This window comes from Streptomyces sp. CB00455, assembly GCF_001905445.1.
In the GTDB taxonomy this organism is placed as follows: domain Bacteria; phylum Actinomycetota; class Actinomycetes; order Streptomycetales; family Streptomycetaceae; genus Streptomyces.
Window position 1 is genome coordinate 225,637 of the sequence record NZ_LIVQ01000007.1, and the last position, 13,363, is coordinate 238,999.

A 13,363-nucleotide genomic window follows, 5' to 3' on the forward strand; every position below is an offset into this window, starting at 1 on the left:
GAAGTGCGGGTTACCTGGATGAGGTGGTGCCTTCCGCCCGGCCTCGAAGGCCGGGCGGGCGGGCACCTGCACCTGCACCTGCCCCTGCCCTCGGCGGCAGCCGGTGCACCTCGTACCCCACGCCCCGGCACGCGAAGGAGTCACCCTCATGCGCGGCACAGTGATCCACTCTCCCCGTGACATCCGTTTCGAAACGCTGGACGACCCCGGGATCCTGCACCCCACGGACGCCGTCATCCGTACGGCCGCAACCTGCGTGTGCGGCTCGGACCTGTGGCCCTACCGCGGCCTGGAGCCGATCGGCGACCCCCATCCGATGGGTCACGAGTACGTCGGTTTCGTGGAGGAGGTCGGATCCGAGGTCACATCGGTCAAGCCGGGCCAGTTCGTCGTCGGCTCCTTCGCCACCTCCGACAACACCTGCGCCAACTGCCGCAACGGCTTCCAGTCGAACTGCCTGCACCGTGAGTTCATGTCAACTTGTCAGGCCGACTACGTGCGCATCCCGAACGCCCAGGGCACCCTGGTCGCCACCGACGAGGTGCCCGGCGAGGAGCTGTGGCCCGGTCTCCTCGCCGTGTCCGACGTGATGGGTACCGGCTGGTGGGCGGCCGACGCCGCCGAGGTCGAGCCCGGTTCGACCGCCGTGGTCGTCGGCGACGGCGCGGTGGGCCTGTGCGGAGTGATCGCGGCGAAGGAGATGGGCGCTGAGCGGATCATCGCCATGTCGCGGCACGCATCCCGGCAGGAGCTCGCCCGGGAGTTCGGCGCCACCGACATCGTCACCGAGCGCGGCGAGGAGGGCGTGGCCCGGATCAAGGAGCTGACCGGCGGGATCGGCGCCGACAGCGTCCTGGAGTGCGTGGGCACCGCCGAGGCCATGCGGCAGGCCCTGCACTCGGCCCGGCCCGGCGGCAACGTCGGCTTCGTCGGCGTCCCCCACGAGGTCGCGATCGACGGGCAGGAGCTGTTCTTCTCCCACGTCGGCCTGCGCGGCGGCCCCGCCCCCGTACGCCGCTACCTGCCCGACCTGATCGACCGGGTCCTGTCGGGCCGGATCGAGCCCGGCAAGGTCTTCGACCTCACCCTGCCCCTGGAACAGGTCGCGGAGGGCTACAAGGCCATGGACGAGCGCCGCGCCGTCAAGGCCCTCCTCAAGCCCTGAGCCGCCTACTGTCCAAGGAGCGATCATGCAGATCACCCGCAGCTCGATCGACACGGCAAAAGGCCCGGCCGACTGGTTCACCGGCGACGTCTACATCGACGCCGTCGCCAGCGCCCCGGCCCCCTCCCGGGTCACCGCCTCCCTGGTGCACTTCATGCCCGGCGCCCGCACCCACTGGCACCGCCACCCGCTGGGCCAGACCGTCTTCGTCACCGAAGGAATCGGCCTGTGCCAGCGCCGCGGCGGACCGGTGGAAGTCATCCGGCCCGGTGACCGCGTCCTGTTCGAGGCCGACGAGGAGCACTGGCACGGCGCCGCCCCGAACCGGCTGATGGTTCACCTCGCCATCAACGAAGGCGACGACGACCACGATGTCGTGCACTGGCTGAACCCCGTGACCGTCGAGGAGTACGCCACAGCCCCGGCCATCGGCTGAAACCCTGGCAAGTTCTTCGACCCCTCCATGCCCTTCGACCTCACCCTGACCTTCGACCTCACCCTGCCCCAGGACCGGGTCGCCGAGGGCCACAGGGCCATGGACGAGCGCCGGGGCATCAAGACCCCCCTCGCCCCCGAACCACCCCGCTCTTTCCTCGGGCGGGCCCGGAAACGGTCCACCCCGCCTACGCCGTACTTGAGGAGAACCACCGTGACCACCTTCGCCCTCATCGGCGCCGGCCCCGGCCTGGGACTGGCCGCCGCCCGCCGCTTCGGTGCCGCCGGCCATCGCGTCGCCCTCGTCTCGCGCAGCGCCCAGCACCAGGACAACCTGGCGGCCGAACTGGCCCGGGAAAACATCCACGCCCGCGGCTTCAACGCCGACGTCCTCGATCCCGCCTCTCTCACCGCGGCCCTGCGCGAAGCCGCGGACACGCTGGGGCCCGTCGAGATCCTCCAGTTCAGTCCCGTCCCCCGCGGCGACTTCATGAAGCCGGTCCTGGACACCGCCGCCACTGACCTGGATGACCCGCTGGCTTTCTCCGTCAAAGGTCCCGTGACCTGCGTGAACGCCGTCCTGCCGGGGATGCGGGAGCTGGGCCGGGGCACCTTGCTGTTCGTCAACGGCTCCAGTGCCGTGCGCCCGAACCCCAATGTGGCCGGCACCTCGATCGCGTTCGCCGCCGAAAGCGCCTACGCAGCGATGCTCCACGACGCCCTCGCCGGCGAGAACATTCACGTCGCCCAGTTGATCGTCCCCGGCGCGATCCGGTCGGACGCCGAACACTCCAGCCCCCGGGCCCTCGCCGAGCGGCTGTACGCGATCCACACCGAGCGCGGCGGGTTTCGGCACTACGCCGAGCCCATGCCCGCATGACGACCCTCCGGATACCTCTCGTGAATTCCGCAGTCCGCCCTGGTCTGGTCCGTGCCGCTCCGGCAGCCGCACAGCTGCTGGCCGTGACCGCCTGCTCCAGCGACTCACCGGAAGCCACCCCGCCCTCTGCATCTTCCGCCTCCGCTTCCCCGAGGCAGGAGACGACGGCCTCCACCACGCCATCCGCCTCCGAAAGGAGTACTCCCATGGACATCCGGGTCACGCTCGACGGCCGCTCTGTCGCGGCCCGCTTGAACGACAGTCCCGCGGCCCTCGACTTCGCCGAGCTGCTCCCGCTCACCCTGGACCTGGAGGACTTCCACAACACGGAGCGGGTAGCCGACCTGCCGCGCAAGCTGGACACCGCCGGCGCCCCCGGACCGGCCGCGGCCAAGGCCGGTGACATCGCCTATTACGCGCCCTGGGGCAACCTGGCCCTCTTCTACCAGGACGGGCCCGCCGCCTCCGCCGACCTGCTCGTCCTCGGCCACCTCGACGTCAACGCCGACCAGCTCGGCCGGGGCGAACGCATCACCATCGAAGCCGCCCGCTGAGCCCGGCAGCCCTCAGCAGAAGGAGAAATAGCCCTCAGCAAAAGGAGAACCCGCACCTCGGCCCTGACCACATCCCCGCGAATCGCTGGGAGAACACGCGTGAACATCACCTACGACTTTCACGACAAGACCGCCTTCGTCACCGGCGCCGCCGGCGGTATCGGCCGTGCCACCGCCCTCGCCTTCGCCCGCGCGGGCGCCCGGGTCGCCCTCGCCGACCTGGCCGGCGACGGCCTGCAGGAGACCGCCCGCCTCATCGACGCGGCCAGCGGCGAAGCGCTCACCCTCACCTGTGACGTCACCAGTGAAGAAGACGTCCAGGCCGCAGTAGACCGGACCGTCGAACGCTTCGGAAGCCTGGACGCGGCCTTCAACAACGCCGGCGTCGAACAGCCCGTCCAGCCCGCCGCCGACACCGCCAAGGACGACTGGGACCGCATCCTCGGCGTCAGCCTCACCGGGGCGTTCCTGTGCACCCGCGCCGAGATCCGGCAGATGCTCCGGCAGGACGGCGGCGGCGCCATCGTCAACGTGTCCTCGGGCGCCGGGGTCAAGGGCTTCAAGGGCCAGGCCGCCTACGCCGCCGCCAAACACGGGATCATCGGCTTCACCCGCTCCGCGGCCCTCGACCACGCCGCCGACGGCATCCGCCTCAACGCCGTCTGCCCCGGGATCATCGACACCGAGATGATCCGCCGCTTCGGCGACACCCGCCCCGGTGGACGCGAAGGGCTCATCGCCGACGAACCCGTCGGCCGGCTCGGCAAGCCCGAGGAGATCGCCTCCGCCGTGCTGTGGCTGTGTTCCGACGACGCCGCCTTCACCACCGGCACCGCGCTAGTCGTCGACGGCGGCCAGACCGTCTGACCACCCGGACCGTCTGACCGCCCAGACCGTCTGACCACCCGGACCGTACAAGGAGCCGCACCCGTGAACCCCACCTACGATTTCACCGGCCAGGCCGCCTTCGTCACCGGAGCCTCCTCCGGCATGGGCCTGGCCACCGCCCGCGCCTTCGCCCAGGCCGGCGCTGCCGTCGCCCTCGCCGACATCGACGAGACCGCCCTCACGGCCGCCATCAAGCAGCTCACCGACGATGGCCACCGGGCCATCGCGGTCATCTGCGACGTCACCGACGAGGACCAGGTCGCCGCCGCCGTCGACCACACCGTGGAAACCTTCGGCCGCCTCGACATGTCCTACAACAACGCCGGCATCATGCCTCCGCCCACCGACGCCGCCGACGAGAGCGCCGACCAGTTCGACCGGGTCCAGGCCATCAACCTGCGCGGCATCTGGGCGAGCATGAAGCACGAACTGCGCCACATGCGCACCCGGGAAAGCGGCGCGATCGTCAACTGCTCCTCCCTCGGCGGGCTCGTCGGCAACCCCGGCCGCGCCGCCTACCACGCCTCCAAGCACGGCGTGATCGGCCTGACCAAGAGCGCCGCCCTCGAATACGGATCCCGGGGCGTGCGCATCAACGCCGTCTGCCCCGGCACCATCAGCACCCCCATGGTCGACACCATGGTCGGCAAGGATGAACTCGACCGCGCCCAGGCCGCGGCGGGCCAGGCCATCGACCGGCTCGGCACCGCAGATGAGATCGCCCAAGCCGTCCTGTGGTTGTGCAGCCCCGGCGCCAGCTTCGTCACCGGCATCGCCCTCCCCGTCGACGGCGGCTACACCGCCCAGTGACGACCCTGTTCGCCTGGGGGAGTGGGGGACTGAGGGAGGGGGTGCGGCAGGCGAGAGCTCAGGGCGCTCGCGTGGCGGCTCCACCACGAAGATCACCCTGTCCGCCGACGGCCGGTGCCGCCCTCTCTCACCGGTCCTCACACCCGGAGTTTGCGGGGACAGGGCAGTTCGAGGCGGTGGTGCGGAGAGTCTCGGTACCCTGCGCCCGCCCGGGCAGACGCCGCACCCGACCCGGCGGTGTCAGCGCTGACAAGGCCGTCCCGCTCCCTCAGCAACCGCCGCTACCTGCGGAAACGCTCCCGGGCGCTCGCCGAAGGCCCGTCCGACGCCGGGCGGCGAAAAGGTTGGTGGGCGGGGCCGACGGAACCGGGTAACGTCTTTGTCATGTTCTTCCAGACGCCGATTGACGAGTGAGAGCGTGATGGGCCCCTGCTGACGTCCTTCGACGTCGCCGCCCGTCCCCCCACTGATGACTCCGTAGACCACTTTCATTACCGGGAGAACCCGTGACCGTGAGCAAGAACATCGACAATCCCGTGGGCATGGGCGGCGGCCAGCGCAAGAAGCTGTCCCGCGCCGAGCGGCAGAACAACGGTCCGCACCGCAACCTCGACCGCCAGGGTGCGGCCGACCAGAAGGCGGAGCTGGTGCGCAAGATGCGCGAGAAGGCAGGCGCAGCTGAGGGCGCCGGGCAGGCGGGCGACGACAGCGCACAGAGCTGACGCACCGCCGCCGCAGGGCGGCACCGCACGGGGCAGGGCCCGGACCACGAGGCGCGGCGACGCGTGGTCCGGGCCCTGCTGCCGTACCGGGCCCTGCTGCCGTACCGGGCCCTGCTGCCGTACCGGGCCTCTGCTGTCGCACCGGGCGCGGCCGGTCCCGCTCAGCTCTCGGTCGCCCCCCCGCGTCTCAGCCGACCACCCGGAGCAGCCGCACATTCAGCAGCCCCGTCACCTACACCACCCCGAGCGGCAGCAAGAGCGTCACCACCAGCGCCTTCCCCGTGCCCAACCCGGGGGACACCGCAGCTGGTGAAGGCACATCGTTGTGGGCGGTGTCAGTGACGAGCCTTGCGACCGACCGCTTCACCATCCGGACGCCGGACCGCTGCTGTCGGCGACGGTGATGTGCCGGCCGGCGATGTTGCCCTTCCACCGGCGTCAGGAATGCGACCGTCTCGGCGATCTCCCGCGGTAACCGAGCCGGCCCCGCGCGGGGCCGGCTCGGTCCAGCGGAACGAGTGTCGCGATCGCCTGGTCACCAGACTGGCCTCAAGCTCTCCGCATCGGCGTGATGATGGCCACCGGCGCCCTGCGGAAGGTCGCCGGACGCGTCGTTGAAACGGCTCACCTCTAAGTGACCGTGAGCACGATCTTGCCCTGGATGTGTCCTCGGGCGGCGCGTTCGTGCGCGGCTCGGGCATCCGCGAGCGGGAACGTGCTGTCGATCGCGACGCTGACCGTACCCGCGTCGAGCAGGCGCCCCAGTTCGGCAAGCTGCGCGCCGTTCGAGCGGACCTGGGCGCTCGAGACCGTGACGCCCAGCTTCGCGGTCTCTCCTTCATCGAAGTCGCCGGGGAGGACGGCGAACTGGGCGCCGCCGCGCCTCAGCGTACGCAGGAAGCGTTTGCTGTCGGGGCCCCCCACGGTGTCGAGAACAAGGTCGGCGTCGCGTACGAGTTCCTCGGGACGACTCTTGGTGTAGTCGATGAACCGGTCGGCGCCGAGCTCGCGCAGGAACGATTCATGCGCGCCCGATGCCACCGCGATGACTCGCGCACCCTTCCACTTCGCCAGTTGCAGTGCGAAGTGCCCCACGCCGCCCGCGGCGCCGTTGATGAGCACCGTCGTTTCGGCGTCGAGTGCCGTCGGACGATGCCGCGCCTCCTGGAAGGGTGAGGGGTGATCGTGTCCGGCCTCGATCAAGAACTGCCACGCGGTGAGCCCGGCCATGGGCGCCCCGGCGGCGTGCACGTGGTCGAGGCCGGCCGGCTTGCGTGCGAGGTCCGGCGCGGGCGCGGCCACGTACTCGGCATATGCGCTGCCGTCGAAGCCGGGAAAACGCAGAAGACCGAAGACTTCATCCCCTACGGCGAGGCTGTCCACGTCCGCCGCGACGGCCTCGACGACGCCCGACACGTCCGTCCCCGGAATCAATGGCAGGCTGACCGTCGATTCCGTCTCCCCGGGCATCCTGGTCAGCCCGCCGCGCAGGTACCAGTCCGGAGGATTGATGCCGGCCGCGTGCACGCGAACGAGCACCTCGCCCGGCCCCGGCTCGGGGACCGGCACCTCGTCGTAACGCAGAACGTCAGGGCCGCCGTGCTCATGGAGCCGGACCGCCCTCATCGTGGGTAACGGCATCGTCTTCTCCTGCCCCCGTTGCGGGATAGCCTTATCCGGATCAGCGGTCCATATAAGTGGACCACTGATCCGAATATATGGACCACTGATCCGGATAGTCAAGGGGAACCGATGCGGGCCGACGCCAGGAAGAACCGCGACCACGTGCTCGCAGTCGCGGGCACCGCCATCACCGAGCAAGGCGTCGACGTGTCACTGCGCGACATCGCGCGCAGGGCCGATGTCGGGCTCGCGACGCTGCTGCGTCACTTCCCGACGCGCGAGGCGCTGCTCGAGGCTCTGCTCCGCACGAGCTTCGACGAACTGACGGCAAGGGCAGGCCAGGCCGAGACAGCGAGCTCGCCCGAAGACGCTCTCGTATCGTGGCTACGCGACTGCGTCGCGTGGACGACCGAATACCGGGGCGTGACCGTGCTGATGGCAGCCGCCATCGAGGACCCCGAATCCGCACTCCACGCTTCGTGCGTCACCCTGCGCGCAGCCGGTGCGCGGCTCCTCACCCGCGCCCAGGCCGCGGGCGTGGCGCGCAGCGATATCGACGGCACCGATGTGTTTGCGCTGATAGCCATGCTCGCCTGGCTCGGCGATCAACCCTCGCTCGCGCCACGCGCCGACCGCCTCTTCGATGTCGTCGCGAGCGCGATCCTGAGCGCCGGGAGCAGCCATGCCCAAGAAGAACGCAGTCCTCGGACCCGCAGCTGACATGGCCACACGCTGACAGACCCGGGGGAGAACCTCCGCCGATCTTGTACACGAGCCCCGGTGGAGCCGGCGGTCCCCGGCCGGCCGGCGGGGGCGCTGACGCACCCTCGCCGGTGGTGTTCACACGTGTGACGGGCTCAGCCGAGGGTCCACCGCTGGTTGGCTCCTCCGGTACAGGTCCACAGGATCAGCTTGGTGCCGTTGGCGGTTGCCGCGTGGGAGGCGTCGAGGCAGAGGTGGGAGAGGCCGTTGGTGAGGGTGCCGTCGGAGCTGGCGGTCCACTTCTGGTTGCTGCCGCCTGTGCAGTCCCAGATGATGACCTTGGTGCCGTCGGTGGTGCCGCTGTTGTCGGCGTCCAGGCACTTGTTGCCGTAGACGAGCAGCTCGCCGCGCGAGGTCCTCGTGAAGGTCTGGTTGTGGCCGCCGGAGCAGTCCCAGATCTGCGCCTGGGTGCCGGTGATGTAGGTGTTCTTGTCCATGTCCACGCAGCGGCGCGAGGCGGAGCCGACGAGGGCGGCGCCGTCGGTGCCGGGGATGTCCTGGACCCGCACGGCGTCGATGTCGGGTGCCGCGCTGCCGGATACGGTGGCGAATCCGGCCGTGTTGGTGCCCTTGGCCAGGTGTGCCAGCACGGAGACGGTGCGGTAGGTGGTGGCCGAGCCGGTCGGCGGGAAGGCCACGACGTAGGTGAACTGGCCGTTGACCTGGAAGGTGGCCCTGCGGGCCGTGCTGCCGCCGTTGGCGTAGGTGATGTCGACCAGTTTGGTGCCCGCCGTGGCGGCGGTGACGCCGGCGAAGGTCGGGGTGGTGGCGGGAGTGGTGTCCTCGTAGGTCCTTGCGGAGGCCTCGGTGCCGGAGACGGTCAGCAGCACCGCGTCGTTGGCCGGCACGGAGGTGGTGTAGCCGGTGGCGAACGTACCGGCATCGGTGCGGGTCCAGGCGTTGCGCACGGTGGCGGAGGCCGGCGTCAGGCCGAGGTCGGCCCATCGGACGGTGATGTTCGCGGCGGAAGCGGTGCGGTTGAGCAGCATCACTGCCCGCTTGCCGGAGCCGGAGAGCACCTTCCCGTACACCTGTAGATTGCGCGTGTCTTCGGAGACCTTCACGCCCTGCAGTCCGCGCGGGTCCTGGTCGATGGCGAGGACCTCGGGGCTGGTGAGGATGTCACGCGTCTCGGCGCTCATCGTGGCCAGGTTGTTGCCGGCCAGCAGCGGGGCGCCGGCGATCGACCACAGGCTCATGTGCAGCCGGCTGCGCTGGGCGGTCATGCCGTTCAAGCCGACCATCAGCATGTCGGGGTCGTTGTAGTAGCCGGTGTGCTGGGCGGCGGGGTGCAGGGCCTGGTCGAAGTTGCGGTACATCTTCGTCAGCCCCGGCGTCTCCTTGTAGAAGAGAAGGTCGTCGCTCGTGCGCCACAGGTCGCCGTGGCCGCTCGCCCAGTTCCAGGACAGTCCGGTGCCCCACTCGCAGAAGGACAGCACCAGCTTGCGGCCGGTGACCGCCGACGCGGCGTCATTCGCGGCGGCGATCTGCTTGTACTGGGTCTCCTGGTCCAGGCCCTCCACACGGCCGCCGCACCAGTCGATCTTCACGTAGTCGAAGCCCCAGCGCTGGAAGGTCTCCAGGTCCTGCCGGTAGTGGCCCTCCATACCGGTGTTGGGGGCGGCCGGCCTGGTGGTGGGGTAGTAGTAGCCGCAGCCCTGCTTCCCGGCGTCCGTGTAGATGCCGGCCTTCAGTCCCTTGCTGTGGATGTAGTCGGCGGTCGCCTTCATGCCGCCCGGCCACAGTTTCTCGTCCACGACGATGTTGCCGTTCGTGTCGCGGGCGCCTTGCCACCAGCCGTCGTCGAGGTTGACGTACTTGTAGCCGGCCGCCGCCATGCCGGAGGAGAGCAGAGCATCGGCCTGCTGCTTGACCACGCTGGAATCCATGCTGCTGAAGAAGGTGTTCCAGGATGCCCAGCCCATCGGCGGGGGTGTGACGTCGATCTGGCTGGTGCTCACGGCGGCCGACGCGGCGGGCAGGGGAGTCGGCTCCTGCCGGTCGACGGTCGCCAGACCCACGACGGCGAGTCCGAAGGCAAGGGTCTGGGCGGTGATGCGTCTGATCCATTGTCGGGGAGCGGTGTGGGGCATGCGGCTCTCCAGAGGGGGAGGGGGAAGAGTACTGATCAGCTGTGGAGCGTCAGTAGACGATGGAGAACGTCGCGTCCGCTCGGTCGGTGGGGGTGGCGATCGGGTCGATGCGCAGGACGTAGCCGGAATGCCTGATGTAGCGGGTCGGCACGTTGTGGGAACGGAAGGACGTCCAGGCGGAGTCGGCCAGGCCGGCCTCCTTGTGGAAGGTGGCGTCCTGGGCGAACGTGCTGGTGCCGTTGTTCGCGTCCAGCCTCAGTTGGTAGCTGTAATGCCGCAGGTAGCGTGTCGGCTGGTTGACCGACTGGAAGGACACCCCGGAGCGGTCGGCGAGACCGGGCACGATCCTCCACTGGGAGTCGGTGTACGGGTCGAAGGGGTACGGGTCGATGCGGCCGATGGAGTCGGAGTGCCGGACGAAACGCCCCGGGTGGTTGTAGGACTTGATCCTGTTCCAGACCGGGGCGCCCCACTTCGCGACCAGGTTCTCGTACACGGTCGAGGTGATCGGCTGGATGCCGCAGTGCTTGGAATTGAGCGGCTGGGTGTAGAGGCGCTGGTCGAGCGCGGTCCAGGTGCCTGCCGACAGGTCCGTGGACCGCCAGGCGTAGAAGACGCCGTTGGGGGTGTAGGTGTCGCCCCACAGGTACCAGGCGGTGGACGTGTTGGACTTGACCAGCGTCGGGGCCTCGGTTCCGCCGTGTGAGACGGCGGTGCTGAACGGCGTGAAGCTGCCCGGGTTCAGCGAGGTGGACCTGGCGCCGACAAGGGTCCCGTTCTTCTTGAAGTACAGGTAGTTGACACCGTTCACGCCGACGGCCATGTCGCCGTCGATCACGTCGTACCCGGGATCGAAGAAGACCTGGGGGCCGGAGGCGGTGATGAAGTCAGTCGTGTAGTTGACCATGATGACGTTGTGGCCGCTGGCGTTGACGGCGGAGTAGATGAGCGCGTACTGACCGCGGCTCGCATCCCAGAACGCCTCGGGCGCCCAGCTGTGGGTGTTCATGTCGTGCAGCTTCAGCCGGTGATAGCCGGTGAAGGTGCGCAGATCGGTGGAGTTCCACACGTGGACGTACTGGCTGACGTAGTTCCAGTCGGTCCCCATGAGGTCGGTGGCCAGCACGACGAAGGTGCCGTCCTGCTTGCGCAGGATGAACGGGTCGCGCAGTCCGAGCGAGCCTTCGGTGGGAGTGACCACGGGGTTGTTCTGGTTCAGCGGCATCCACTGCAGACCGTCCCGGCTGACTGCCAGGTGGAGTCCGTAGTTGGCCTCCAGCATGGTGGTGGATTCTGTGAAGTAGGCCATGACGTAAGCAGAGTCCGCAGCGTGGGCAGCGCCTGCCCCCAAGGTCAGATTGGCGGTCATCGCCGCCAGCGGGATGCCGCCGGCCATGCCGAGGAACCGTCGGCGTGACGGCCGAAAGCCAGTCGGGGAACCTGTGTTCATCTGCTCTCCAAGGAAGAAGTGCGCGGCGGACGAGGACCGCTGCGCGTTCGGCGTATCGGACGGGGTTCGGTGATTCGGTCAGGAGCGAGAAGTGGGACAACGTTGGTCGAACGGTTCTGGCGTTTCACGGTGGATGTGTGTGACTGCGGCGCGGGGCGGACCACTCCGTCGTGACCGCATCTCCGCCGTTCAGGCGAGGGCCCGCCTGTCCGTGCGGGCGGGCCAGGGGCGGCCGCACGGCGCGGCCGCGCGAGGACAAGGGAGTCCTCGTCACCGGAGGGTCCAGCGCTGGGTGGACGCGCCGTTGCAGTTCCCCAGGACGCTCTGGGCGCCGTTCCCGGTGCCGCCGTTGTACGTGTCGAGGCACAGGCCGGACGGGACGCTGGTGATGGTGCCGTTGGCGTTGACGTTCCAGCGCTGGTTCTGCCGGCCGTGGCAGGCCCAGATGACGACCCGGGTGCCGGCGGACGTTCCCGAGGCCTCGGCGTCCAGGCACTTGTTGCTGTACACGCGCAGTTCGCCGGCGTCGGTGCGCGCCCACTTCTGACCGGGCCGGTCGGCGCAGTCCCACGGATGGGCCTGGGCGCCGCTGGTCTGCGACGAGTTCACCACGTCCAGGCAGCGGCCGGAGGCGGCGCCGACGATCTGCTCGCCGCTCGGCGGAGTGGTCGTGCCGCCGGGCGGCACGTACGGGCACTTGGTCTGGGACCGGGAGACTTCTCTGCTGTCCGCCGGCGACGGGCACAGGAACTGGGTATAGCGCGTGTCATTGTCGAGGAAGATCTTGAGCCAGGGGATCGCGCGGCGCGTCACGTGGGAATTGCCCCAGGTGGGGAAGCCGTGGCCGCCGCTGGTGAGCTCGATGTAGGCGCTCTGCGTGGCGGCCGGCATGCCGCTGTAGAGCCCGTCGAGGTAGGAGGGGGTGACCGTACCGTCGTCCCGCGCGCCCATGATCATCGTGGGCACGCGCAGGCTGGACAGGTTCTGCGAGGGGGAGAAGGGAGCGAGAGGCACCGCGGCCTTCAGTGAGGGCCGCCGTTCGGCCGCGCTGATGGCGCCGCCACCGCCCATGGAATGGCCTATTACACCCAGCCGGTTGGGGTCGACGCGGTCGTGCACCGGGCTCTTTCGGGTGAGGTAATCCAGCGCGGCGAGCAGCTGGGTGCCGCGGGCGGTGTCGTAGTCGTTGGGGCTGTTGGTGTCGATGCCGATGACGACGAACCCGAAGGACGCGAGCCATGGCCCCATCCACGCGCCTTCGGCAGACCACCGGGCGGTGTAACCGGGCACGGCTGCGACCGCACCCCACGTGCCCAGAGAGGTGTCCGTCGGGTAGTAGATCTTCCCGCCGTTGAAGCCGTTGCCGGGCGGCACGGTCACCTCCGCCGTCGCGAACGTGCCCCGCTGGGCCGCGACACTGCTCACCGTGGGAGCGGGACCCCGCTCGTACGGGTTGGCCGCGGCCGACGATGATTGGGCCGGCGCCGGCTGGATCGCCACCAGTGCGGTGAGCAGGCCGGTCACGGCCGCGACCACGGCCGCCTTCAACGTGACCGTCCTGCTCCTTCCGCTCCTCCTGCTGGATCTCGGCGGGCGGGTGGCGGCGCCGCCGGACGCCGGGACGCCGGTGATGCTCGGGTGCATCGTCCTGTTCCTCCATGCCTGTGTGGTGGTTGCGGGCGTTGCGCCGGACGGACGGCCGTTTGTGAATGGCGTGCGCATGACAGACGCTGGGTCGAGGGCGCGTCAGTGGTGGAGTCGGGCCACGGCCGGGGGATGGTGCCCGTGGCGCCGGCGGGGAAGATGGCTGACCGAGAACCCCGAGAACCCGAGGGCGGCGAAAGGGCTGGACCGGTGACGACACCGTCCGCCTCGCCAGGGAACTTCGCGCCCACGGCGTCGACCTCCTCGACCTCCTCGACGTCTCCACAAGCGACATGGTCCGCGGCGCCGAGGTCGCCACCGGGCCGGACTACCGGGT

General features: G+C 69.7%; 12 protein-coding genes. 8 read left to right on the forward strand and 4 right to left on the reverse strand.

Translation table 11 applies throughout. From position 1 onward, the window contains the following. The first annotated feature begins 148 nt into the window (after positions 1 to 148). From AMK16_RS26335 to AMK16_RS26365, 7 genes are all read left to right on the forward strand, one after another. Positions 149 to 1,165: a zinc-dependent alcohol dehydrogenase family protein gene (locus tag AMK16_RS26335; protein ID WP_073919832.1), complete on the forward strand. Its 1,017-nt coding sequence runs from the start codon at positions 149 to 151 to the stop codon at positions 1,163 to 1,165. Positions 1,166 to 1,190: 25 nt separating this feature from the next. Further along, entirely contained in the window at positions 1,191 to 1,601 is a 411-nt protein-coding gene (locus AMK16_RS26340; RefSeq protein WP_073919833.1) for a (R)-mandelonitrile lyase, read from the forward strand. 213 nt (positions 1,602 to 1,814) lie between these two features. Continuing rightward, the gene (locus AMK16_RS26345) at positions 1,815 to 2,480 is read left to right on the forward strand and encodes an SDR family NAD(P)-dependent oxidoreductase (RefSeq protein WP_073920032.1); all 666 of its coding nucleotides are present in this window, start codon (positions 1,815 to 1,817) and stop codon (positions 2,478 to 2,480) included. A gap of 206 nt (positions 2,481 to 2,686) precedes the next feature. Further along, entirely contained in the window at positions 2,687 to 3,034 is a 348-nt protein-coding gene (locus AMK16_RS38355) for a cyclophilin-like fold protein (protein ID WP_073919834.1), read from the forward strand. Positions 3,035 to 3,133: 99 nt separating this feature from the next. Then, positions 3,134 to 3,901 (forward strand): glucose 1-dehydrogenase, encoded by a 768-nt coding sequence (locus AMK16_RS26355; protein WP_073919835.1) that lies wholly within the window; start codon positions 3,134 to 3,136, stop codon positions 3,899 to 3,901. A gap of 63 nt (positions 3,902 to 3,964) precedes the next feature. Beyond that, positions 3,965 to 4,732 carry an SDR family NAD(P)-dependent oxidoreductase gene (locus tag AMK16_RS26360; protein ID WP_073919836.1) on the forward strand — a complete coding sequence of 256 codons (768 nt, stop codon included), beginning with the start codon at positions 3,965 to 3,967 and terminating at the stop codon, positions 4,730 to 4,732. 506 nt (positions 4,733 to 5,238) lie between these two features. After that, positions 5,239 to 5,454: a DUF6243 family protein gene (locus AMK16_RS26365; protein WP_199885582.1), complete on the forward strand. Its 216-nt coding sequence runs from the start codon at positions 5,239 to 5,241 to the stop codon at positions 5,452 to 5,454. A 630-nt stretch (positions 5,455 to 6,084) separates the two neighbouring features. Here AMK16_RS26365 and AMK16_RS26370 read toward each other — a convergent pair. Further along, positions 6,085 to 7,095 carry an NADP-dependent oxidoreductase gene (locus tag AMK16_RS26370; RefSeq protein ID WP_199885583.1) on the reverse strand — a complete coding sequence of 337 codons (1,011 nt, stop codon included), beginning with the start codon at positions 7,093 to 7,095 and terminating at the stop codon, positions 6,085 to 6,087. 111 nt (positions 7,096 to 7,206) lie between these two features. Here AMK16_RS26370 and AMK16_RS26375 point away from each other — a divergent pair, with 111 nt between their 5' ends. After that, positions 7,207 to 7,797 carry a TetR/AcrR family transcriptional regulator gene (locus AMK16_RS26375; RefSeq protein ID WP_073919838.1) on the forward strand — a complete coding sequence of 197 codons (591 nt, stop codon included), beginning with the start codon at positions 7,207 to 7,209 and terminating at the stop codon, positions 7,795 to 7,797. 137 nt (positions 7,798 to 7,934) lie between these two features. On the opposite strand, the gene AMK16_RS26380 is transcribed toward AMK16_RS26375, so the two are convergent. The 3 genes from AMK16_RS26380 to AMK16_RS26390 all read right to left on the reverse strand — a co-directional run bounded on the left by AMK16_RS26380 (position 7,935) and on the right by AMK16_RS26390 (position 13,026). Next, entirely contained in the window at positions 7,935 to 9,932 is a 1,998-nt protein-coding gene (locus AMK16_RS26380; RefSeq protein ID WP_073919839.1) for a ricin-type beta-trefoil lectin domain protein, read from the reverse strand. A 49-nt stretch (positions 9,933 to 9,981) separates the two neighbouring features. Beyond that, positions 9,982 to 11,382, reverse strand: coding sequence for a glycoside hydrolase family 43 protein (locus tag AMK16_RS26385; protein WP_073919840.1), 1,401 nt, complete (start codon positions 11,380 to 11,382; stop codon positions 9,982 to 9,984). 270 nt (positions 11,383 to 11,652) lie between these two features. After that, positions 11,653 to 13,026, reverse strand: coding sequence for a poly(ethylene terephthalate) hydrolase family protein (locus AMK16_RS26390; RefSeq protein ID WP_079191726.1), 1,374 nt, complete (start codon positions 13,024 to 13,026; stop codon positions 11,653 to 11,655). Positions 13,027 to 13,363 lie beyond the last annotated feature (337 nt).